The organism is Autumnicola edwardsiae (genome assembly GCF_031846505.1).
Lineage (GTDB): Bacteria > Bacteroidota > Bacteroidia > Flavobacteriales > Flavobacteriaceae > Autumnicola > Autumnicola edwardsiae.
In genome coordinates this window covers 19,683-41,671 of sequence record NZ_JAVRHP010000009.1, presented here as the reverse complement: position 1 = coordinate 41,671, position 21,989 = coordinate 19,683, and the positions used below count along the sequence as shown (strand labels likewise).

Genomic DNA, 21,989 nt, shown 5'->3' with positions numbered 1-21,989 from the left:
GGAAAAAAAGAGGAAACTTATACGAAAGTTTCCTCTTTTATCTTACTGATTTTCTTGGTTTCAGAATTACTGAAAAATTAGTGTATGCTCTAAAATGGCAATTATTATGCTTTAGTTTTACGCTTCTCCTGCGCCTGGAGGTTTCTTTCAATTTTATGTCCGGGACGTGACCATTTCGGCTTTTCTCCCAGGTTTTGATACTGCGAATGTTCAGCGTCAATACTTTGCGGCTGCTCTTTTTTCTCAAAAGCCTTCTGCGGATTTAATCCCAATGCTTTAAACATCTCCATATCCTCATTCACATCTGGATTTGGTGTGGTTAGCAGTTTATCCCCGGCAAAAATTGAATTTGCCCCGGCAAAAAAGCACATCGCCTGGCCTTCCCTGCTCATTTGCGTTCTTCCGGCAGATAATCTCACCTGTGTCTCTGGCATCACAATCCTGGCCGTTGCCACCATTCGCACCATTTCCCATATAGATACAGGCTCCTGCTCTTCCATTGGTGTTCCTTCTACGGGTACAAGAGCATTAATCGGGACAGATTCCGGTTGCGGATTCAAAGTTGAAAGCGCCACCAGCATTCCTGCACGATCTTCTGCACTTTCTCCCATTCCAATAATTCCGCCGCTACAAACAGTCACGTTCGTTTTTCTTACATTATCGATCGTTTTTAGCCTGTCGTCGAAACCTCTGGTAGAAATCACCTCTTTATAATAATCTTCTGAAGTATCTAAATTGTGGTTATAAGCATAAAGCCCTGCCTCTGCAAGGCGCTGCGCTTGGTTCTCTGTAAGCATTCCCAACGTACAGCAAACTTCCATTTCCAGTTTATTAATCGTTCGCACCATTTCCAGCACATCGTCAAACTCATCCCCGTCCTTTACATTTCTCCAGGCCGCACCCATACAAACACGCGAACTACCGGCTGCCTTAGCTCTTAGTGCCTGTGCTTTTACCTGGTTTACACTCATCAAGTCGTTTCCTTCAAGATCTGTATGATATCTCGCTGCCTGTGGACAATATCCGCAGTCCTCGGGGCAGCCGCCTGTTTTTATAGATAATAATGTCGAAACTTGCACCGTATTAGGGTCGTGGTGTTGCCTGTGGATGGTAGCCGCTTCATAAAGTAGCTCCATCAAAGGTTTATTATATATTTCCAGGATTTCTTCCCTGGTCCAGTCGTGTTTTGTATCCATGAAAATTTAATTTGTATCAAAAATAAATAAAACTGAAGTTTATTAGCCGTCCTCTGCCAAAGATTTTCAGGATTTACTCATTAAGTGAGATTTAAAGCATTCCGGTTCCAGGTTAAAATATCTTTAAGCTTTCCAATCATTTTCCGGATTTGCCGCCAGTTATTTACTAATCAATATTGAAACCGCATTGCCGCCAAAGCCCACTGCATTTACCAGAATATTTTCCAATTTCTGCGGAACTTTATCAAAATCTGAAAAAGGAACCGGAATAAACTGCTGGTGCTGAAGCATCAAAATTGCCATTTCCAGGCTTAGGTTTCCAGATGCCGCAAAAGTATGCCCTATCTTCCATTTATTACAGGTAATTGCCGGAAGGTCCTTTCCAAAAACCTCCTTGATGGCATTAGTTTCGGCCAAATCTCCTTTAATAGTTCCCGGGGTATGCGTCACCACAACGTCAATTCGTGAAGGATCTTTTCCTGCCATGGCCATTTTCATAGATTTCTGCATACAGTCACCATTTGCCGAGATGGAAACGCTGTGCTTCAATTTCTCGGTTGCATAGCCCATTCCAGTAATTTTGGCAATGGTATTTTCAGCATTACCGGCTTCCATACAAAGCATTCCTGCGCCTTCGCCAAGCACCATAGAATTCCGGGATTTATCGAGATTGAGTGCCTGGCAGGGATAGTCCAGATCTTCAGAAGCATAAATCTTCATCGCCTTCATCTGGGCCATGGTAAAAGACGTTAAGGCCGCTTCACTTCCTCCCACCAGAAATTTTTCAGAAAGTCCTGCCTGTATCCACGCAATACCATTCACCACAGCGTGCAAACCGGTAGAACAAGTGACGCTGTGGGAAAATTCCGGACCGGTAGTTTCCAAATCCTGCCCAACCCAGGAAGATATATTTCCCAAAGTTGTTGTTGGAGAGGCCAGTGTTTCTGCTTTTCCGTTTTCTAAAAATGATTTATGGTATTTTTCAAAAAGTTCGGTAGCGCCCCGGGAACTTCCAATATTAATCCCGATGTTTCTATCATTTTCCCATCCGGCTTTTTTCGTCGCTTCCCTTGCAGCAAAGACTGCAAACAGCACCGACTTATCTACATACCGAAAATTGGCATTTTCAGCACGTAACCTTTCTACCTCCTCTGCTAATTTCTTCGGAAGAAAACCAGCAAAAGCTTCATTTTCCTGGAAATTTCCTTTTGAAAGGTGATGCTTCGGATTTAAATAATTTTCCCAAATTTCTTCTGAAGTTTTTCCCAGTGGAGAAACTGAAGCCATTGAAGTAATTGAAACCGCTTTTTTCAAAACCTGAATTTTCAGTAAAAATAACACCTCAGGATTCTTCTGCTAACTTTTATGACTTAAATTTGCCTGGTAAAATCTACATTTCTGAATAATAACAGTTCAGTATAGATTTCATTTTCCTTTCCCCATCCAACACCTGCTTTATTTCCTGCTGAACTTCCGCAGAAATTAATACTTTAAGAGGCTGAGAGACTTTATTTAGATATGCAAAGGCTTCCTGCAACTGCCGGTCCCATTCTTCATGAAAATTAAGAAGATCATCTGGATAAACGATTGTACGCGAAGTTCCTTCCTCTTTTGCTTTAAAAGCTTCGGTAACATTTAAATATCCATAGTCATCGGTAAGCTCTTCATCTTTTTGAATATCGCGAATGGCAATTTCAAAATCATAAGCCGTAGAAAGGCAATTGGACCGGAAACTATGGTTAACATATTTGGAAATATCCCAGCACAAAACAAAGTTGCCCTTACTATTTCTAAAAGAATATTTATCCAGCATCTCTCGGGCAAAAGGACTTATGGCTTCAAATTCCTTGGAAGTATAAATCCGGTCAAGATCGTCCTGTACCCAGGTTATTGTTCCCTTCGGAATCAGCTTTTTGGCCACAACACCATAACCAATCTCGTCGCTGATAAAGCAGACTTCCGTATCCGGATGCATCATAATTTTCAGAATTCGTTCTTATAAATTAAGTAAATAAAAGAACATGAAAGTGAAAATTTTTGCACCGCAAAAGTTAAATATTTAGTTTCCGAATTTCTCCAGGACTTCTTCTATCGAATTATAAATTTTATCAAGTTCTGCATTAGAAATAACAAAAGGTGCCAGAATGTAAATCGTATTGCCAAGCGGCCGGAGAAAGATTCCGCTGTCCATAAAATGCTTAAAAAGCTCGTTGCGAAGGTTTCCGTAGCGTTCCATTTTCACATCCAGATCAAACGCATAGATCACCCCGAGCTGCCGTTGATTGGTGACTTTTGGATGATCTTTGATCCTTAAATTAAAATCCTGATGAGACTTTATTACCCGCTGAATATCTTCCTGAATATCCTTAGAAGTAAGTAATTCTATACCTACCAAAGCCGCGGTACAAGCGAGCGGATTAGCCGAATACGTATGCCCGTGAAAAAGCCCTTTCGCAAGCTCATCTGAATAAAACGCATCATAAACTGCCTGGGTGCAGGAAGTAAGCCCCATTGGTAAAAGCCCAGCGGTAAGCGCTTTGGACATACACACAATATCTGGTTGCGTCTCCAGGTAATCTGAAGCAAAATATTTTCCTGTTTTTCCAAAACCTGTCATCACCTCGTCTGCAACACAAATAATCTCATGCTGTTTACAAATGTTCAGGATTTCTTCCAGACCTTTTGCATCATGCATTTTCATGGCCGCAGCACCCTGTACCAGCGGCTCATAAATAAACCCAGCAAGCTTATTTTCTGAAATCAACTTCTTTAATTTACCGATAACTGCAGAATTATTGGTGCCATTTGGCGTGGGAATGCGTACCACTTCTATAAAATGATCCTCAAAAGCACCGTTATAAACCGAAAGTCCCGAAACCGACATTGCACCAAAAGTATCTCCATGAAAACCATCCTCAAAAGCCAGCATCACTTTGCGGTCGTTGCCCTGGTTGTGATGGTACTGTAACGCCATTTTTATCCCGATCTCTGTCGCTGTAGAACCATTATCGTTAAAAAATAATTTCTGCTGGTTTGCAGGTAAAATTTTCATCAAGGCTTCAGAAAGTTCTACCGCGGGCCGGTGTGTAAATCCGCTAAAAACCACCTGGTCCAGCTTTTGCATCTGCGCCGCCACACGGGAAGTGATAACTTCTTTACAATGGCCGTACATACAAGTGTACCAGGAAGCAATCCCATCGATATATTCCTTCCCTGCTTCATCATACAATTTTGCACCTTTTGCTTTTTCTATTGCCAGCATTTCCGGAGAAATTTTGTGCTGCGTTAAAGGATGCCAAAGGTGTTTTTTATCTCTTTCTGAAAGGTTTTGTTCATTGGAATGGTAGTCTAAAACTGGCATATTTTTCTTTTTCTGGTTTTAGACCTCACAGGTTTTAAAAACCAGTAAGGTCTTTCGGTAAAGTTTTATTTAAAAATTTTGTCGCTGATTTAGAATGCGCAGAAGCAGAACTTTGTCACCAGAAATTATATAATGAACAGAATAATTAAATTGATTGAAATTTACTATTCTCACCTCCCTATATTTTTTCTGAAAAGATTCCGGGGTATGCTCAAGAAATTGAAGTTGCCGTTTAAAATCATTTAAAAAATTCCGGTGGAGATTTCTCGCCCTAAAGTAACATTCTGCAGTGGCAAGTTCTATTTCGGCTTCTTTGGAAATAAGGACCTTATAAGTCATATTTCTTTTTGATTTCCTCAATAGGACTAAAATTCACTTCATCTTTTTCCAGGCGCTGCAGCATGTCGTCCATCATGGTTTGATATTCTGCAGAAGGCGATTCCAGCTTTCGCGCAGTTTCCTCAATAGTGTACTCCAACAAATTTTTTAAAGAACGTTTCTGCTTTTTGGCCTCCTGTTCTAAAATATTCAGGACATCTTCCTCAATATCTATAAGCTTTCTAACTTTCTCCATGATATATACTTTATATATACCAAAGTTATAAAATATTTTTTTAATCCGGCTCTCATTTTTCAGACCTCACGGTTTTTTTTGAAACCTATAAGGCTTTATTTTACTGTGAGCCTTTGTTGCAGATCTAATCATACTTTTTAAGACAGCTTTCCTCTAAAACTTTCCGCATACTCCTTTACTACATTCCGGTCAAAATAAGGTTCCTGGTCAATTCTTCCAATTATCGGCACCTTTCCCATCTTCTCTATAATTTCTTCGGAAGTTGGATGCTCTTCTCCGCTAAAAATTATTCCGAAGCATTCTAGTCCGCGACTTTTAAGCAGTTCCAGGCTCAAAAGCGTGTGATTAATGCTTCCGAGGTAATGCCGGGAAACCAGGATCACCCTGTAATCGGGTTTTATAAGATCTGCAATGGTTTGATGATCATTAATAGGCACCAGAAGGCCGCCGGCACCTTCAATTACCAGGTGATTATCTGTTCGCGGCTCGTTAATTTTTTCTGAAGTGATTTTAACCTTATCAATTGCCGCCGCGGCGTGTGGACTCATTGGCGTTTTTAAAGCAAAGGAATTTGAATGAAATTCCGTTTTGTTGTTGCTGATCAGTTTTTCAACTTTGTGAGTATCGGAATTTTCGAGATCGCCCGCCTGGATTGGCTTCCAGTAATCGGCTTCCAAGGCTTCGGTGATAATTGCCGAAGCAATGGTTTTACCTACCTCGGTTCCGATTCCGGTGATAAAATATTTATGTTTCATATTATTTTTGAAAGTGATTTTAATACTTTTTGAATCTCTTCTTCGGAATTAAAAGAATGCAGGCAAAACCGCAATCTTTCCTTTCCTTTGGGGATGGTTGGGGAAAGAATTGGTTTTACTGAAAATCCTTTTTTCTGAAGATCTTCTGCAGCTGATTTTACTTCTGTATTACCAGGAATGATACACGACTGAATTGCAGAATTGCTCGCAATAAAACGCGATTCCAGATCCTGAAGTTTTAGCTGATCCTTGAAATAGTTAATATTACTTTTGAGCCGCTCAAGATGATGAAGGTCGATATTTGCCAAATTTCGATATGCACTTAAAATAGTGGCTACAGCATGCGGCGGCAGAGCGGTGGTAAAAATAAAACTCCGGCAAAAATTGATTAGATAATCCTTCAGGATATTACTACCTAAAATTGCCGCACCGTGACAACCCATTCCCTTGCCAAAAGTGACAATTCTGGCAAAAACAGCGTGTTCCAGCCCCAATTCCTGAACCAAACCTTCTCCTTTTTGCCCAAAAACACCTGTAGCATGCGCTTCATCTACAATCAGGAAGAAATTATTTTCCGAAGCATAATTTGAAAGTGATTTTAATTCGGGAGAGTCGCCATCCATAGAAAAAACCGATTCCGTAACTATAAAAACAGCTGAATTTTTAGTTTCGAGCCTGCCAATTTTGCTTTTAAGATCTTCCAGGTTATTATGCCGAAAACTGTAAGGTTTGGCATTGCTCATTTTTATCCCATCGCGAATGGAAGCATGCACAAGCTCATCATAAAATACAAAATCTCCCCGCTGAGGCACCGACGAAAAAAGGCCAATATTGGCATCATAACCCGAATTAAAGATAAGAGCGGCTTCAGTGTTATGGAAATTCTTCAGATAATCTTCAGCAACAGCATATAATTTGTGATTTCCAGACAATAGCCTTGACCCTGTAGCCCCGTTTTTCCGAAGATTATGATAGTTCAGAATTTCTTCCGCAGCATCAAAGATTACTTCAGAAGAAGAGAACCCGAGATAATCGTTTGAAGAAAAATCCACCAGCTCGTTAGCTCCGCCCAACGTACGAAAGGCCCCATCCTTCTTTCGATTTTCAAGCCTTTTCTCTAAATTAAGTGGATGTCTGGACATAAAACGAAATTACAACTTCAGGAAAATCTGATCATACAAAATAGAAGGAATTTGTATAAATAATCAGGACTGATCGGGCCACTGTTAGTGTCCGCTCACTGACTTCAGTATACTTAAAGAAAAATTATTTTGATTAGAAGAAAAGGATAATGCTTACAAAAATTCATCTTCATCACTATGACGCACATTATCTTCTGGTGTATTGTCTGTTTCACTTTTTAATACGTGTGAATTCTTCTGGTATTTGCCTTCTAAATCGTCCATTACAGAATTTTCCCAAAGTCTTATTCCGATGAAATAAGAGGCCCTTCCTATTAAGTGCGCACTTACCGGTGCGGTCATAAACATAAAAACTACTATAATTATCGTTCTGGTTGTTGTGGAAAGTTCCAGAAAATATACTGCTACAGCCAGCAGCAACAATCCCACTCCCAAAGTGGCAGCTTTGGTGGTTACCGAGATACGCAGATAAGTATCTGGCATTCTCACTATTCCCACGGCGGCCAAAAGCACAAAAAGTGCTCCCAACGTAGCCAGTATTGCAACTATGGTTGACGTCATTTTCTATTTCTTTTTTCCAGGTAATATGATAACGCGACGGTACTTAAAAAAGCTATTAATGCAAGAATCATGGCCACGTCCAACAGCGTGGACTTGCCGCTTACAATACAGTAAACACTTATCACGCCTATTCCTGTTGTGATTAAAAGATCGAGTGCTATAATTTTATCGGCTATACTTGGTCCCTTAAGGAAGCGATAAAAAATAAGGATTATCGCCACCATTAAGACGGGTAGTATTATAAAGTATAGATAGTCTTCTAATGTCATGTTAAAATTTCCAATATGCGTTTTTCAAAACCATTCTTTATGCTATCCACAAACTTCTGCCGATCAGAAACATACATTGCATGTACATACAGCACTTTACGATCGTTAGAAACGTCCAGGCTGAGTGTTCCCGGGGTAAGAGAAATTAAATTGGCCAGCAGCGTAATTCCAATATTAGACTTTACATCCAGAGGAACTTTAACTATTCCCGGCTTCATTTTAAATCTTGGCGTACTAACTTCATACGCTACCTGCAGGTTCGCTTTTATTAGTTCGTAAAAAAAATAAATTATAAAAACTATAATTTTAGGAACAATCGTAAAATACCTCCCAGTTCCAGATCCCTTTGTTATTACCCTTAGAATAACAAAACTAAGGATAAATCCAAACAGGTAATTGGCCACAGTAAAGGTTCCCGTTAAGGCAACCCAAATAAGGCTCAGCAATAAGTTGGATACAAACCTGTTTTTCATTATTCAAGCATTTGATTACTGTTATTAAGGACAGCATCTACATAGTGATCGTTATTTATCAACTCTTCTGCAATCCTTGAGGAAAGTAATTGAACATTTTCTGCCCCAAAACCGATATACAGGGAAACCAAGCTAAGAAATACAATTGGACCTATAAACTGAATTTTTCTTAATTTACTTATATCACTAAAATATTCGAAGCTCGAATGCCGAGGGCGTTCTTCGGGTGTTTTCCAAAATACTTCTGCCCAAAGTTTCGCAATAATTACCAATGTGATAAAACTCGCAAAAATAATAGCGGAGATGGTCCAGTAGCTTTCATTCGTAAAACCGGCATTAATCAGGGAAATTTTGGGCCAGAATCCCGATAGTGGCGGTATACCTACAAGTGAAAACAACGGAATAAAAATAAGCAAACTCAATTTAGGAAATTCCCCGTAAAATCCTCCCAGCACCCGCATGCTGTTAGAGCCTTTGATTTTATAAATCAAGCCGCTTAACATAAATAAATTTGTCTTGACTATAATATCGTGAATAAGGTAGAAAATTGTTCCTGCAATAGCCACTTCAGTAAACATTCCCAAACCTGCAATCATATACCCAATATGGCAAATAATAAGGTAAGAGAAGACTTTCCTGACGTTATTCTGAACCAAAGCCCCCACACCACCGCTAAACAGCGTAAGAATAGCAATTACCATTAAAATTTGATCCAAAAATGCGTCCCCAACAAAAATCAGCGTAAAAACGCGGATCAAGGCATAGACACCAACTTTGGTTAAAAGCCCGCCAAAAATTGCCGATACGGCAGAAGGAGGAGTATGATAAGAAGCCGGCAACCAGAAATACAGCGGAAAAACAGCCGCTTTAATTCCGAAGCCTATTAAGAATAAAATGGCAGTGACTTCCACCAAACCGCGATTTTCCACCGCGGCCACCTTACCTGCAAGATCGGCCATATTCAAGCTTCCGGTTAGGCCATATAAGACCGCAATGGCCGTAAGGAAGATCATCGAGGCCAAAATATTCATAGTAAAATATTTTACCGCACCTTCCAGTTGGGCTTTCTCCCCTCCAATGGTAATGAGCACAAACGAACTAATGATTATAATTTCGAACCATACGTAAAGGTTAAAAATATCGCCGGTTAAAAATGCTCCGTTCAGGCCTAGCAGTAAAAAGTGAAAAATCGGGAAATAGCCAAATCGCAACCGATCGGGAATTATAGAACCTGAAGAAAATACCGAAACCGCCAGTCCCGAAATGGCAGTTAACAGCACCAGGGTAGCCGAAAGCATATCGGCAACAAAAGTAATTCCGAAAGGAGCCTCCCAATTCCCCGCCTGTACTGTATAAGTTCCATGCTCCCATATTGCAGAAAACAGCCAGATGGAGATCCCCAGGTTAATCGTGCTACCTATAATACTGATGATACGCTGCGAATTGATCCTGTTCCAAAAGAACATCAAAAAGACCGCCAGCAAAATCTGCAGGAATAAGGGATATATAATTAATTGTTGTGTCATGAATCTTCGTCGGTTGCGTTCATTTCATCTAAATCGTCGGTCTTAACCACTTTGTGCGCTCTCCTTACCAAAATAATGGCAAAAGACTGCAGCCCAAAGCTTATTACGATCGCAGTTAATATTAAAGCCTGGGGTACAGGATCTGCATAGGCTTCCAAAAATATATCGGACTCGCCAGGAATTATTGGCGGGGCTCCTTTGGTAATCCTTCCCAGGAGAAAGATTAGCAGGTTAGCTCCATTTCCAAAAAGTATTATTCCAATAATTAGTTTTACCAGGCTGCGCCGCAGGATCATGTAAATTCCTGAAGCGTAAAGAACCCCTATCATTATTGCTATGAGTATTTCCATTTATGCAGATTCTGATATTGTGAAAATTATTGTAAGCGTAACGCCAACAACTACCAGGTAAACTCCTATATCAAAGAATAAAGCAGAACCAATGGAACCCAGCACCGGAACGTGGCCCTCCATCCAAAGGCCCGTCATAAATGGCATGTCTGCAAACAGCACCGGAGACATTCCGCTTAAAAATGATATTGCAAGCCCCACGGGCATCAGGAAACCCGGATGCATTCTTAAAAGGTCCTTGGTATTCTTTAATCCGTTGGCGAAGGAATGAAGCACAAAAGCAATTGCTGCTATCAGGCCACCCACAAAACCTCCCCCGGGAAGGTAATGTCCCCGCAGTAAAATAAATACCGAAAACAGCAATAGTACCGGTAAAAGATAGTTAGATGCTGTTCTTAATATTATAGTTTTCATTCTTTTTGTTTAAAATAGCTATTTCACAAGATCTACTTGATACGATCTGAACTTTTTAACCGCAACTTCAATAATCCAAAAACCCCTATTGCAGCAATAGCAAGTACTGAGATTTCCACCATAGTATCAGATCCCCTGAAATCTACAAGAATCACATTTACCACGTTCTTACCATGCGCCATAATGTATGCATTCTTTGCATAAAAATCACCAATTTCGTTATTCACGGGTTCAGATAAAACTTCCAGGGCCAGAATTGCCACTACAGCACCAAAAGCAATAGAAAGAACTCCGTCCTTAATCCTCATTTTATAATCTGAAAGCCTTAGATAACGTGGCAGCTTGTAAAGTACCAGTACAAAAAGGATCACCGTTAAAGTATCGATAGAAAATTGCGTCATGGCAAGATCTGGCGCACTATAGAACACAAAAATCAGGCAAATCGCCAGGCCTACAACCCCCATGGCAGCAACAGCCGCAAGTCTCGATTTTGTAAAAACGGTATAGAGAACACCACAAATAAGAAGTATAGCAATGGCCATCTCATAAATGGTAATTTCTGAAAGAGATGCGTAGTCCAGCTTAAGCTCAGTATTTCCTATCATTGTGTAACCAACCAAAACCACAAGGAAAAAAACAATGGTAGAAACGTAGTTACGCAAATATCCGTTCTGAAAAATCCTGGTCCAGTATCCTGAAAAAATCACGAAAAAACCACTGCCTTTTTCAAGAAGACTTTTTGGAGAAAAAGATTCAAATTTGCCAATAAATGATTCCAGTTTAGCTGAAGGTTTTAGTACAAAATACATAATCGCCCCTACAACAATTGTCACCAGACTCAGGATGAATGCTGTATTGAAGCCATGCCAGAGCGCTAGATGCACATCCTGAGCATCAGCACCCAAAGCAGTCACTGCCGGTTTTATAATCGAATCCTGAATAAGTGCAGGAAAAATCCCGAAGGTCATCCCAAGAACAGCAAGAAATACCGGCGGCACCCACATTAAAGGCCCCGGCATGTGCAGGTTTGTAAAGCGCTCCGGCAATTTCCCGGTAAAAGGTTTTAGCCCCGCCACAAAACCAGCGTAAAAAAGTAATATTTTAGTCAGTACAATTGCACCAATCAGGATAATATTAAAAGCTTCAGAATGCAGTGTACCTTCATACGTAAGTTCTTTTCCCAAAAACCCGATACTCGGCGGAATTCCGGCACTGGAAACAGCTGCAAGAAATCCAGCAATAGCCACCGGCATTAAAACCTTCCGCAGCCCAGACAGCGCAGTAACGTCCCTTGTACCGGTTTCATGATCAATAATACCCGTTACCAGGAACAACGTAGCTTTGTACAATGCGTGGACAATAATGAAAACTGCCGCAGCCAAAAGCGTATCGCGGGTGCCCATCCCAACAAGAAATACAAGAATTCCCAGCGCTGAAATTGTGGAATAAGCTAAAATACCTTTTAAATCTGTTCTAAAGAGTGTATGTATAGCTGAATAAACCATGGTAACCGCCCCAATAATGATGAGCGTTGTGTTCCAGATCTCCTGATCTCCCAAAACCGGTGTAAACCGCATTAAAAGATAAATCCCCGCTTTTACCATGGTCGCGGAATGCAGGTACGTAGAAACCGGAGTGGGTGCCTTCATTGCTCCCGGCAGCCAGAAATGAAAAGGAAACTGTGCCGATTTAGTAAAAGCCGCAATAAAAATAAAAATAACGGCAAGCACATAATACTCATGCCCGGCAATAGCTTCCTTCATGCCAAGCATTTCGGAAATAGTATAAGTACCCGAAATATTTCCTAAAACCAGGCCCGCAAGTAACAGGAACAAACCGCCAATCCCGGTAATTCCCAATGCTGTTAATGCCGATTTTCTGGATGCCGGATTAGTATTATTAAAGCCAATAAGGAAAAACGAACTTATACTCGTTAATTCCCAGAAGACAAACAGGGAAATTATATTATCAGAAAGGACCAGTCCCAGCATTGCTCCCATAAAGGCGCTCAAATAACCGTAAAACCTTTCCAGGTATTCGTGGCCTTTGAGATAAGCTGAAGTATAGGCAAACACGAGAAAGCCAATCCCGGTAATCATCAAAGAAAACAGTAAAGAAAGACCGTCTAAGGTAAAACTGAGGTTTACACCAAATGAAGGAACCCATTCATAAGATCTTCTAATCACCTCACCACTTGAAATCGCAGGAATAAACCTGCAGAAGTAAATGAATAAACCAAGTGGAAGCAGCGAAGCCAGTACGGAAAATTTTCCTTTAAATAATTTTCCTGCAAAGACCAGAAAAAAAGCAAATAAAAATCCCAGAAGTATTGCTGTTAACATATTTCAAAAAAAATTCCGTGTTCAGACAAATATAGCAGGAATATTTAAGTTTTCGGGATTTGAAGAACCACTTATCTGCTGCTACAGCTATCATAACACAAGGATAAAATCTTTAAGGATCTTAGCATAAATAATTAGCAGCAATTTTCTTAAAAAGATCGAATTCTTGCAGAATTAAAATCAGGAGAAATTTTAAATTTAACTTTTAAGAAAATATAAATTATCGAATATCAATAATTTAAATTATGTTTGTTATTGAAAAACAATAACGATTAACTATGAACGCTTCGAAGATTTTAACTGGCATCTTAAACATTAGTTATATTCTCCTGATCTTTGGCTGGAGTACACTATTCATTTTCCTAATTTATACAATTAGCGGAGGTGGCATAGAATATCCACTGAACAATTTTTCCCAGAACCTCATAGTGCATTCGAAGAACGACCTAATAACTACTATCATTTACTTTTTGTTTAAATATGGGTTTATGATATATCTTGTTTATCTAGTCAGAAAATTAGTGGATAACCTTATTACCGGCCCCCTTTTTACTAGATATCAAGTTGCAGGTTTTAATTTAATTGGTCAACTTATAATTTGGTTTATAGTAATTAATGCCCTCGCAGAATTTATTCTGAAAATGGCTTTAAAAGCCAGAATAGAAGTTGTAGCAAGCTTTCCTGATTTTTGGTTATTTGTTGCTCTTGGTGCTTTTTTTATATTTCTAGGAAAGATCTTTCGGGATGCAGAGAAGTTAAAAGAAGAAAACGATCTAACTATTTAAATTATGCCAATAATCATCAATTTAGACGTCCTACTCGAAAAGCGAAATATGAGGAGCAATGAACTTGCTGAAAAAGTTGGTATAACCACTGCAAATCTATCTATTTTAAAGACGGGAAAAGCACGGGCTGTGCGCTTTTCTACACTAGAGGCCCTTTGTGTGGTACTAGATTGCCAGCCTGGTGATATTCTCAAATATTCTGAAGAAGAATAACCGCTATTCAAGAATATACTTCATATGATATCACAAAAAGACCCTCAAAAAATGGCAATTTTCAGCATTTATATCATATTTAGATTTAGAAAAACTTTAGAAGGGTCCTATACAAGATATAAAAGCCGGAAAAGGGTCAAAGGAAGCCGAAATGCACGAAAAATTAGCTTTTTTAGTTATAGAATATAACATAGGCCGATAATTGCCATTTTCGATGACCCTCTTTCAGGAACACCTGGTAAAGCAAAAAACCTGTTGCGGGTCCGCAACAGGTTTTGTAATTATTCAGAAATTATTCAAACTCAATCAGCCAGAATAATCACTTTATTATCTTTTAATTCCAGCACTCCTCCATCAATATTATAGAACAGCTCTTTAGAATCTGATGAAGATTTCCTTACAGTTTTATGCAGCTTTTCGGGCGAAGCTCCCCCGGCTAGGTTTATTTTCACTTCTCCCCTGGTGAGTGTTGAAACTATAGGCGCGTGATTGTTTAACATCTGAAATTCCCCATCGTGGCCGGGAACCTTTACCGCGTCTACTTCAGCACTAAAAACAACTGCTTCAGGAGTAACTATTTCTAAATACATAATTAGTATTATTAAAAAGAGGAGTAAAAATCTGACCCCTCTGCCCTGTGGGCCTCTCCCCTTAAAAAAGAGAGAATTATTATTGACTTTTTATAAGCTTCAGATTAAGATTCAGCCAGCATTTTTTCTCCTGCTTCAATAGCCTCTTCTATAGTACCTTTAAGGTTAAAAGCTGCTTCCGGAAGGTGATCCAATTCGCCATCCATAATCATATTGAAACCTTTAATAGTCTCCTTAATATCTACTAAAACACCTTTTAAACCTGTAAACTGCTCGGCTACATGGAAAGGCTGCGATAAGAAACGCTGTACACGCCTTGCACGGGAAACGGCCAATTTATCCTCTTCAGATAATTCTTCCATCCCGAGAATGGCGATAATATCCTGTAGTTCTTTATATCGTTGTAAAAGCTCTTTTACTCTTTGAGCACAGTTATAATGATCGTCGCCAAGAATATCTGGTGTAAGGATCCTTGAGGTAGAATCTAATGGGTCTACCGCAGGATAAATACCCAGCTCGGCAATTTTACGGGAAAGTACCGTGGTTGCATCCAGGTGGGCAAAAGTTGTTGCCGGCGCCGGATCTGTAAGGTCATCTGCAGGTACGTAAACCGCCTGTACAGATGTAATAGACCCATTTTTAGTTGAAGTAATACGCTCCTGCATCGCACCCATCTCTGTTGCCAAAGTTGGCTGATATCCTACCGCAGAAGGCATACGCCCAAGAAGCGCAGACACCTCTGATCCCGCCTGTGTAAAACGGAAAATATTATCTACAAAGAAAAGAACGTCTTTTCCCTGTCCTTCCCCGGCTCCATCACGAAAATATTCTGCAATGGTAAGACCAGACAAAGCTACACGAGCACGTGCTCCAGGTGGTTCGTTCATTTGTCCAAAAACGAAAGTCGCTTTAGAATCTTTCATCGCAGTTTTATCCACCTTTTGAAGGTCCCAACCGCCTTCTTCCATAGAATGCATAAAATCGTCTCCGTATTTGATAATACCAGATTCCAGCATCTCTCTCAAAAGGTCGTTTCCTTCTCTCGTTCTCTCTCCAACCCCTGCAAATACAGAAAGTCCGCCGTGACCTTTCGCAATGTTATTAATAAGTTCCTGAATAAGTACCGTTTTACCTACCCCGGCACCTCCAAAAAGACCAATCTTACCTCCTTTTGAATAAGGTTCAATCAAGTCGATTACTTTTATACCTGTAAATAAAACTTCAGTAGAAACAGATAAATCTTCAAATTTTGGTGCTTCACGGTGAATTGGAAGACCGTCTTTTCCTGCTTTTGGCAGGTTTCCAAGACCATCTATGGCATCACCAATTACATTAAATAAGCGGCCGTAAACATCTGTACCAACCGGCATTTGAATTGGTGCGCCCGTAGCAACTACTTCCACACCCCTACTTAAACCATCGGTAGAATCCATAGAAACAGTTCTTACAGTGTCTTCACCAATGTGAGACTGTACTTCCAGTACCAAAGTGGAACCGTCTTTTCTTGTAATTTCCAAAGAATCGTAAATCCTTGGCAGTTCAGCATTCTCTGAGTTGAACACAACGTCAACTACAGGACCAATAATTTGAGCAACTTTACCTGTGACTTTAGACATTATCTAATTCTTTATTGTTTAATACTTTAAATATGAAAAAACCTACAGGCCTGATTAATAATTCCCTAAACCTGAAAGAGGTCAATTTCAGGCTGCAAAGATAGTTTTTTCTTTATAAATTCATATACTGCAATAAAGAAGTTTTTTTACTCATTTGTTTACAGGTGTTCTTCAAAAGAGCTGTAGACGATTTCCTCTAGAATAAAAACTAAAAAAATCCGCTCCTGAAATTTCAGAAACGGATTTTTTAAATTTTTCAACAGAATCTTTTACTCTACAGTAACAGATTTCGCCAGATTTCTTGGCTGATCCACGTTTCTTCCAAGCATAACTGCTATATGGTAAGACAATAACTGCAAAGGAATTGTAGTAAGAAGCGGAGTAAGAGACTCGATAGTCTCGGGCACTTCAATTACATGATCTGCAAGTTCTCTAACTTCAGTATCACCATCAGTCACCACAGCAATGATCTTTCCTTTTCTGGATTTAATCTCCTGGATGTTACTCACCACTTTTTCGTAATGCCCCTTTTTAGTTGCGATTACCACCACGGGCATTTGCTCATCAATGAGGGCGATAGGTCCATGTTTCATCTCTGCTGCAGGATATCCTTCAGCATGTATATAAGAAATTTCCTTTAATTTTAAAGCTCCTTCCAGCGCAACAGGAAAATTAAATCCTCTTCCCAGATAGAGACAGTTCGTGGCTTCTTTATAAATATCTGCAATTCCACGAATGTGCTCGTCAGAATTAAGCGCCTCTTTTACCTTCTCCGGAATTCGCTCCAGTTCCTGCAAGTGAAAACGGAAATCTGAATTGGAAATAGTCCCTTTATGCTTCGCAAGTTTTAACGCCATTAAAGTCAGGACTGTAATTTGTGTGGTAAAAGCTTTTGTTGAAGCCACACCAATTTCTGGGCCGGCGTGGGTATAAGCACCTGCATTGGTTTCCCTGGAAATGGAAGAGCCAACCACATTACAAACCCCAAATACGAAAGCACCTTTCTCTTTAGCCAGTTTTATCGCGGCCATGGTATCTGCTGTTTCCCCACTCTGTGAGATAGCAATAACCACATCATTTTCTGTAATAATAGGATTTCTATATCTAAATTCTGAAGCATATTCCACCTCTACAGGTATCCTCGCAAGGTCTTCAAAAATATATTCGGCAACAAGCCCGGCATGCCATGAAGTTCCGCAGGCAACTATAAGAATCCTGCGCGCATTGGCTATTCTTTCAATATTATCGTCTACCCCAGCCATTCTGATTATACCTTTATCTGGCAACATCCTGCCCCGGTATGTATCACTTATAGCACTAGGTTGCTCATAGATCTCTTTCAGCATAAAATGATCATAGCCTCCTTTTTCAATTTGCTCCAGGTTCATCTGAAGCTCATGAATATAAGGATCTACAAGTGTATCATCTTTAATTTTTCTTATTTTCACACCTTTATGAAGCCGAACAACAGCCATTTCGCCGTCTTCCAGGTAAATCGCATTATTGGTAAATTCAATAAAAGGAGAAGCATCTGACGCTACAAAGAATTCCTCTTCGCCAACACCAATTGCAAGAGGGCTCCCCAATCTTGCCACTACTATTTCGTCTGGTTTTTTCTTATCAAAAACAGCAATTGCATAAGCACCAATCGTCTGGTTCAAGGCTATCTGTACCGCTTTTCCAAGTTTCACGCCTTCTTTTTGTATTACATCTTCAATAAGGTTAACAAGAACCTCGGTATCTGTTTCACTTTTGAAGGTATAACCACGCTTTTTCAATTCCTTTTTTAAGGAATCATAATTCTCTATAATTCCGTTATGGATAATTACAAGGTCTCCGGAATTAGAGTAATGCGGATGCGAATTTACATCATTTGGTTCACCATGCGTGGCCCAGCGTGTATGACCGATACCTACCTTTCCCGATGTTTCGATGGAATTCTCCATCTTCTCCTTAAGATCTGAAACTTTCCCTTTTGTCTTACAAAGTTTTAGTTCCCCGTCATCAAACAGAGCTATTCCTGCGCTATCATACCCACGGTATTCTAATCTCTGGAGCCCTTTTAAAACTATGGGATAAGCATCCCTGTGGCCAATATAACCAACAATTCCACACATAATTCTTATTCGTTTGTTTCAGTATAATAAATTCTTAGCTTCAGTCTTTTTTCTTCGTCTTCAGACCTGTTTCCATGTAAAACAGTCCCCAGCGGAGTCATAACTGAAGTTAATGGCACTCTATCTATATTTTCAGAATCTCTTACTGCAGCGTTTGCTGTAATATTTATATTTGAAGTAACCACTAATCCTAAGCGCACATTGGTTGAATCTTTATTTAAAATATTATTTACATGCTGTGTAATGCGCAGCGTGTATTTTAAACCATTACCATCTTCCTCTGTTTCCAAGCGGGAAGAATGGGTTGTTAATGAATTTAAAGGATCTCTGTCGTTCGCTCCGGGATCAAAACTATAATCAATAAGCCTTCTGTTGTTATTGAGGTCATAAAGATAGACACGTTCTGGTTCATTAACCCCTTCGGCAATGTCCTGATTAACATAAAAACTTAAATTGGCTTCATTTACCAACCAATTGTTTTGCTTTAACTCTTCCAGTTCCGCAGGATCTGAGAACAGATCGATAATTGCCATACTACCCTCACCTCCTTGAATATAAAGGTTCTCTGCACCATTCTCTTCAGCAGAACTTTGTATTACCTGTAGCACCTCCTCTGGATATTCTCCCTCAAATGTATTAACGACGTTATTTCCAAAATTCAGATTAAAGCTACGTCTCGCTCTGGTAACTTCCTCATCACCGTTGGTTGCGTTATCATATTTGTAATAGAGTGTAATACCGGCTCCACTCGCAGCTGCAAGGTTAAGCAGCGCCATACTACCGTCATTATTAACAGCTTCAGCTTTAATAAAAAGACCGCGGAGATAGTTTCTGAAATTTGCGTTATTTGCAAGTTCTGAATCACCTTCTTTATCCAGAATTCTCTGCTGAAAAAATTCAACCGGAAGTTTCATCCTTAAAGCAGGTGCAGAAACCACTGTATCCGTTTCACCGGCAGCAGTAGGCTCATAAGAAACTATTTGTTGTGTTGAAGGACGATAATTGCCATTTTCATATAGGGTATCACCTATTATATATTGTCCAAACAACTCTTGCTGATCTGAATAATATTTCTGCCTTTGCTCAAAATTACTTTCAGGATCAAGATCATTCAGGTAATAGTCAGACGCCAAAACAGAAACTTTAAAAGGAGAATTTCCGTAGATCGAATCCAGCTCATAAGCATCTGCAACATTTGCAACACCACCTAAAGTATGACTGAAAAATGGAATTTTAAGCACCACACTATCCAGCACCGGATCATCTCCAAAAACGGGATTTACGCTGGAGAGTGAAACCTGGGTTAAAATACTCGCCTCACTTAATCCATAAACCGGGTGGTTGTAAGCACCTAATAAGTGGTTAGGCAAATTATTGGTTTGAACTGATTTGATCTTCCTGGACCAGGCAGTAACGTCTATCTCCCGCAAATCAACACCTGTTGGGTTTCCTATTACTTCTCCTCCAATTTCAGTATAATCCTCATCGCAGGACACAAAAGAAAAAACAACAACAAAAGTTGCTGCTATTTTTAAAGTCAATCTATTTAAAATCATTCGCTGTTTTTTACTGTTTTAGAACTTTTGCAGCATAAAAGTCCTGATAAGCCTGTGCAAATTCCTCTCTGTTTTTATAAGGTAAAACAGGCTTATTTAATCTGTTTACATACGTTTTGAGATCATCCGGCACATTATCTCCACTCAGGATAATAGCATCGGAATTATCTACGGCAGTTTTTATGAGGTTTACGTAATTTGGTTCTTCCAAATGCTTTACATCCTCATCTTCCATTCCATCAAAAAGAACTTTTTCCTGCATCTCAGTACTTAACGTTTCATCGAAACTTTGATTGTATATTGAAGTAACAATTTTTGCATCACTAAACAGGGGCTCGTTTCCGTAGTAGTTTCTCAGGTACAACGGCAGCAGGGAAGCCAGCCAGCCGTGAACGTGGATTATATCGGGGGACCAATTTAATTTCTTTACTGTTTCAATTACTCCCTTTGCAAAAAAGATGGCACGCTCATCATTATCATCAAATAAATTCCCGTCCTCGTCTGTAAGGGTAGCTTTTCTTTTAAAGTAATCTTCATTATCAATAAAATAAACCTGCATTCTTTCCTTTGGAATAGATGCCACTTTAATAATTAATGGCATATCGAGATCGTTGATAACAAGATTGATTCCTGAAAGCCGTATTACCTCATGCAATTGATGACGCCTTTCATTGATATTACCAAACCTTGGCATAAAAATCCTAATTTGGCCACCCTGGTTATTTACCATTTTTGCGGCTTCAAAAGAGGTGGATGAAATGTCTGTTTCAGGCAGGTAGGGTATAACTTCAGAGGAGACGTACAATACTCTCTTATCTTTCATAAAATCTTTGCTTTAATTGCGATTGCGAATAAAAAACACGCAAAATTACAAAAATTTATGCAGATTGCTAGTAATATATTAAGTTTGCACGCTGTTAATTTTATAATAAAGTGCAGATATTTAAGGAAAAACAACCGCTAATAACTACTCTCGGGAGCTACAAATCTTCCGGCAAGACTATTGGACTGGTCCCTACAATGGGAGCCCTTCACGAGGGTCACCTTTCCCTTGTAAAACAGGCTTTGGAGGAGTGCGATAAGGTGGTGGTAAGTATCTTTGTTAACCCTACTCAATTTGACAATCCCCAAGACCTGGAGAAATATCCCAGAACACTGGAGCAGGATATAGCGCTGCTAAAGCAGGCACACGAAGATCTGCTTATTTTTGCGCCTAATGCAAATGAACTTTACGGCGAAAAAATTATCTCTGAGCATTTTGATTTTCAGGGACTGGAAAAAGTAATGGAAGGCAAGTACAGAACTGGCCATTTTGACGGGGTTGGAACCATCATAAAACTTTTGTTTACGATCATTCAACCCGACAAGGCATTCTTTGGCGAAAAAGATTTTCAGCAACTCCAAATTATCAGAAAATTAACTGAAATTCTTAAGTTACCGGTAGAGATTGTAGGCTGCCCGATTTTAAGGGAAGATTCGGGACTTGCAAGAAGTTCCAGAAACGAACGACTAAGTAGCTTACATAGAGAAAAAGCGGCGTTTATTTATAATACACTGAAAAAATCGCGGCAGCTCTTTGGCACAAAAAGTGCAGATTATATAGTAAAATGGGTAGAAGATGAATTTAAAAACTATCCTTATTTGGAACTTGAATATTTTGAAATTGCCGATACCCAGACATTAAAAAAAGCTGAGCAGAAGAAAAAAGGAGCACAATACAGGGCTTTTATTGCAGCTTATGCTGATGATATTCGGTTAATAGATAACATGCCTTTAAACAATTAATTTCTTGAAAATGCAGGTGCACGTAGTAAAATCAAAAATTCACCGGGTTAAAGTCACCGGAGCCGATCTAAATTATATTGGAAGTATTACTATAGATGAAGATCTTATGGAAGCTGCCAACATAATTGAAGGCGAAAAAGTGCAGATCGTAAATAACAATAACGGGGAAAGGTTAGAGACTTATGTAATTCCCGGCACGCGAAATTCAGGGGAAATAACCCTAAACGGAGCTGCCGCCAGAAAGGTCGCAAAAGGCGATATCCTTATTTTAATTGCATATGCCATAATGGATTTTGAAGAGGCTAAAAGCTTCAAGCCCTCTCTTGTTTTTCCAGATGAAGAAACCAACTTATTGACCTGATCT

The 21,989-nt window shown here is 39.6% G+C and carries 24 protein-coding genes; 4 read left to right on the top strand and 20 right to left on the bottom strand.

What is annotated here, in order from left to right; translation table 11 throughout:
* Positions 1-104: 104 nt before the first annotated feature.
* From bioB to RM529_RS03170, 15 genes are all read right to left on the bottom strand, one after another.
* Positions 105-1,196: a biotin synthase BioB gene (gene bioB / locus RM529_RS03240; protein ID WP_311483318.1), complete on the bottom strand. Its 1,092-nt coding sequence runs from the start codon at positions 1,194-1,196 to the stop codon at positions 105-107.
* Positions 1,197-1,355: 159 nt separating this feature from the next.
* The gene (locus tag RM529_RS03235) at positions 1,356-2,510 is read right to left on the bottom strand and encodes a beta-ketoacyl synthase N-terminal-like domain-containing protein (RefSeq protein ID WP_311483317.1); all 1,155 of its coding nucleotides are present in this window, start codon (positions 2,508-2,510) and stop codon (positions 1,356-1,358) included.
* Between the two features lie 76 nt (positions 2,511-2,586).
* A complete protein-coding gene (locus RM529_RS03230; RefSeq protein ID WP_311483316.1) occupies positions 2,587-3,174 on the bottom strand; it encodes an SET domain-containing protein in 588 nt (195 codons plus the stop codon).
* Positions 3,175-3,255: 81 nt separating this feature from the next.
* A complete protein-coding gene (bioA, locus tag RM529_RS03225) occupies positions 3,256-4,557 on the bottom strand; it encodes an adenosylmethionine--8-amino-7-oxononanoate transaminase (protein ID WP_311483315.1) in 1,302 nt (433 codons plus the stop codon).
* 69 nt (positions 4,558-4,626) lie between these two features.
* Positions 4,627-4,896, bottom strand: a complete 270-nt coding sequence (locus RM529_RS03220) for a type II toxin-antitoxin system RelE/ParE family toxin (RefSeq protein WP_311483314.1) — start codon at positions 4,894-4,896, stop codon at positions 4,627-4,629.
* Positions 4,886-5,131 carry a hypothetical protein gene (locus tag RM529_RS03215; protein WP_311483313.1) on the bottom strand — a complete coding sequence of 82 codons (246 nt, stop codon included), beginning with the start codon at positions 5,129-5,131 and terminating at the stop codon, positions 4,886-4,888. Before RM529_RS03215 ends, RM529_RS03220 begins: the two co-directional genes overlap by 11 nt.
* A gap of 137 nt (positions 5,132-5,268) precedes the next feature.
* Positions 5,269-5,886, bottom strand: coding sequence for a dethiobiotin synthase (bioD, locus tag RM529_RS03210; RefSeq protein ID WP_311483312.1), 618 nt, complete (start codon positions 5,884-5,886; stop codon positions 5,269-5,271).
* Complete coding sequence (locus tag RM529_RS03205) at positions 5,883-7,028, bottom strand: aminotransferase class I/II-fold pyridoxal phosphate-dependent enzyme (protein ID WP_311483311.1); 1,146 nt, start codon at positions 7,026-7,028, stop codon at positions 5,883-5,885. Before RM529_RS03205 ends, bioD begins: the two co-directional genes overlap by 4 nt.
* Before the next feature lie 153 nt (positions 7,029-7,181).
* Complete coding sequence (gene mnhG, locus RM529_RS03200; protein ID WP_311483310.1) at positions 7,182-7,589, bottom strand: monovalent cation/H(+) antiporter subunit G; 408 nt, start codon at positions 7,587-7,589, stop codon at positions 7,182-7,184.
* Entirely contained in the window at positions 7,586-7,858 is a 273-nt protein-coding gene (locus RM529_RS03195) for a cation:proton antiporter (protein ID WP_311483309.1), read from the bottom strand. Before RM529_RS03195 ends, mnhG begins: the two co-directional genes overlap by 4 nt.
* Positions 7,855-8,331 (bottom strand): Na+/H+ antiporter subunit E, encoded by a 477-nt coding sequence (locus RM529_RS03190; protein WP_311483308.1) that lies wholly within the window; start codon positions 8,329-8,331, stop codon positions 7,855-7,857. The genes RM529_RS03195 and RM529_RS03190 overlap by 4 nt, the downstream gene beginning before the upstream one ends.
* Entirely contained in the window at positions 8,331-9,857 is a 1,527-nt protein-coding gene (locus RM529_RS03185; RefSeq protein WP_311483307.1) for a proton-conducting transporter transmembrane domain-containing protein, read from the bottom strand. Before RM529_RS03185 ends, RM529_RS03190 begins: the two co-directional genes overlap by 1 nt.
* Entirely contained in the window at positions 9,854-10,207 is a 354-nt protein-coding gene (locus RM529_RS03180; protein WP_311483306.1) for a Na+/H+ antiporter subunit C, read from the bottom strand. Before RM529_RS03180 ends, RM529_RS03185 begins: the two co-directional genes overlap by 4 nt.
* Positions 10,208-10,621, bottom strand: coding sequence for a Na+/H+ antiporter subunit B (locus RM529_RS03175; RefSeq protein ID WP_311483305.1), 414 nt, complete (start codon positions 10,619-10,621; stop codon positions 10,208-10,210). It abuts the gene before it with no gap.
* Positions 10,622-10,653: 32 nt separating this feature from the next.
* Entirely contained in the window at positions 10,654-12,963 is a 2,310-nt protein-coding gene (locus RM529_RS03170; protein ID WP_311483304.1) for a putative monovalent cation/H+ antiporter subunit A, read from the bottom strand.
* A gap of 278 nt (positions 12,964-13,241) precedes the next feature.
* Between RM529_RS03170 and RM529_RS03165 the strand changes: the two genes are divergently transcribed.
* Complete coding sequence (locus RM529_RS03165) at positions 13,242-13,748, top strand: DUF2975 domain-containing protein (protein ID WP_311483303.1); 507 nt, start codon at positions 13,242-13,244, stop codon at positions 13,746-13,748.
* Positions 13,749-13,751: 3 nt separating this feature from the next.
* A complete protein-coding gene (locus tag RM529_RS03160) occupies positions 13,752-13,961 on the top strand; it encodes a helix-turn-helix domain-containing protein (protein ID WP_311483302.1) in 210 nt (69 codons plus the stop codon).
* Between the two features lie 302 nt (positions 13,962-14,263).
* On the opposite strand, the gene RM529_RS03155 is transcribed toward RM529_RS03160, so the two are convergent.
* The 5 genes from RM529_RS03155 to RM529_RS03135 all read right to left on the bottom strand — a co-directional run bounded on the left by RM529_RS03155 (position 14,264) and on the right by RM529_RS03135 (position 20,663).
* Positions 14,264-14,551 carry a F0F1 ATP synthase subunit delta/epsilon gene (locus RM529_RS03155; protein WP_311483301.1) on the bottom strand — a complete coding sequence of 96 codons (288 nt, stop codon included), beginning with the start codon at positions 14,549-14,551 and terminating at the stop codon, positions 14,264-14,266.
* 104 nt (positions 14,552-14,655) lie between these two features.
* Entirely contained in the window at positions 14,656-16,167 is a 1,512-nt protein-coding gene (atpD, locus tag RM529_RS03150) for a F0F1 ATP synthase subunit beta (protein WP_311483300.1), read from the bottom strand.
* A 269-nt stretch (positions 16,168-16,436) separates the two neighbouring features.
* Positions 16,437-18,284 (bottom strand): glutamine--fructose-6-phosphate transaminase (isomerizing), encoded by a 1,848-nt coding sequence (gene glmS, locus RM529_RS03145; RefSeq protein ID WP_311483299.1) that lies wholly within the window; start codon positions 18,282-18,284, stop codon positions 16,437-16,439.
* Between the two features lie 5 nt (positions 18,285-18,289).
* Complete coding sequence (gene bamH / locus RM529_RS03140) at positions 18,290-19,840, bottom strand: BamH family beta-barrel-assembly machinery protein (protein WP_311483298.1); 1,551 nt, start codon at positions 19,838-19,840, stop codon at positions 18,290-18,292.
* A gap of 10 nt (positions 19,841-19,850) precedes the next feature.
* Positions 19,851-20,663 carry a glycogen/starch synthase gene (locus RM529_RS03135; protein WP_311483297.1) on the bottom strand — a complete coding sequence of 271 codons (813 nt, stop codon included), beginning with the start codon at positions 20,661-20,663 and terminating at the stop codon, positions 19,851-19,853.
* A 110-nt stretch (positions 20,664-20,773) separates the two neighbouring features.
* Between RM529_RS03135 and panC the strand changes: the two genes are divergently transcribed.
* Together panC and panD are read left to right on the top strand one after the other, a co-directional pair.
* Positions 20,774-21,625 carry a pantoate--beta-alanine ligase gene (gene panC / locus RM529_RS03130; RefSeq protein WP_311483296.1) on the top strand — a complete coding sequence of 284 codons (852 nt, stop codon included), beginning with the start codon at positions 20,774-20,776 and terminating at the stop codon, positions 21,623-21,625.
* Between the two features lie 10 nt (positions 21,626-21,635).
* A complete protein-coding gene (gene panD / locus RM529_RS03125) occupies positions 21,636-21,986 on the top strand; it encodes an aspartate 1-decarboxylase (protein WP_311483295.1) in 351 nt (116 codons plus the stop codon).
* Positions 21,987-21,989: the final 3 nt, after the last annotated feature.

Coding starts and splice junctions, on each gene's coding strand:
- atpD (WP_311483300.1), bottom strand. CDS start 16,167: ATGTCTAAAGTCACAGGTAAAGTTGCTCAAATTATTGGTCCTGTAGTT.
- RM529_RS03205 (WP_311483311.1), bottom strand. CDS start 7,028: ATGTCCAGACATCCACTTAATTTAGAGAAAAGGCTTGAAAATCGAAAG.
- RM529_RS03160 (WP_311483302.1), top strand. CDS start 13,752: ATGCCAATAATCATCAATTTAGACGTCCTACTCGAAAAGCGAAATATG.
- RM529_RS03155 (WP_311483301.1), bottom strand. CDS start 14,551: ATGTATTTAGAAATAGTTACTCCTGAAGCAGTTGTTTTTAGTGCTGAA.
- RM529_RS03135 (WP_311483297.1), bottom strand. CDS start 20,663: ATGAAAGATAAGAGAGTATTGTACGTCTCCTCTGAAGTTATACCCTAC.
- RM529_RS03195 (WP_311483309.1), bottom strand. CDS start 7,858: ATGACATTAGAAGACTATCTATACTTTATAATACTACCCGTCTTAATG.
- RM529_RS03180 (WP_311483306.1), bottom strand. CDS start 10,207: ATGGAAATACTCATAGCAATAATGATAGGGGTTCTTTACGCTTCAGGA.
- RM529_RS03165 (WP_311483303.1), top strand. CDS start 13,242: ATGAACGCTTCGAAGATTTTAACTGGCATCTTAAACATTAGTTATATT.
- bioA (WP_311483315.1), bottom strand. CDS start 4,557: ATGCCAGTTTTAGACTACCATTCCAATGAACAAAACCTTTCAGAAAGA.
- RM529_RS03190 (WP_311483308.1), bottom strand. CDS start 8,331: ATGAAAAACAGGTTTGTATCCAACTTATTGCTGAGCCTTATTTGGGTT.
- bamH (WP_311483298.1), bottom strand. CDS start 19,840: ATGATTTTAAATAGATTGACTTTAAAAATAGCAGCAACTTTTGTTGTT.
- RM529_RS03215 (WP_311483313.1), bottom strand. CDS start 5,131: ATGGAGAAAGTTAGAAAGCTTATAGATATTGAGGAAGATGTCCTGAAT.
- bioD (WP_311483312.1), bottom strand. CDS start 5,886: ATGAAACATAAATATTTTATCACCGGAATCGGAACCGAGGTAGGTAAA.
- RM529_RS03220 (WP_311483314.1), bottom strand. CDS start 4,896: ATGACTTATAAGGTCCTTATTTCCAAAGAAGCCGAAATAGAACTTGCC.
- RM529_RS03185 (WP_311483307.1), bottom strand. CDS start 9,857: ATGACACAACAATTAATTATATATCCCTTATTCCTGCAGATTTTGCTG.
- bioB (WP_311483318.1), bottom strand. CDS start 1,196: ATGGATACAAAACACGACTGGACCAGGGAAGAAATCCTGGAAATATAT.
- RM529_RS03230 (WP_311483316.1), bottom strand. CDS start 3,174: ATGATGCATCCGGATACGGAAGTCTGCTTTATCAGCGACGAGATTGGT.
- RM529_RS03175 (WP_311483305.1), bottom strand. CDS start 10,621: ATGAAAACTATAATATTAAGAACAGCATCTAACTATCTTTTACCGGTA.
- panD (WP_311483295.1), top strand. CDS start 21,636: ATGCAGGTGCACGTAGTAAAATCAAAAATTCACCGGGTTAAAGTCACC.
- glmS (WP_311483299.1), bottom strand. CDS start 18,284: ATGTGTGGAATTGTTGGTTATATTGGCCACAGGGATGCTTATCCCATA.
- RM529_RS03170 (WP_311483304.1), bottom strand. CDS start 12,963: ATGTTAACAGCAATACTTCTGGGATTTTTATTTGCTTTTTTTCTGGTC.
- mnhG (WP_311483310.1), bottom strand. CDS start 7,589: ATGACGTCAACCATAGTTGCAATACTGGCTACGTTGGGAGCACTTTTT.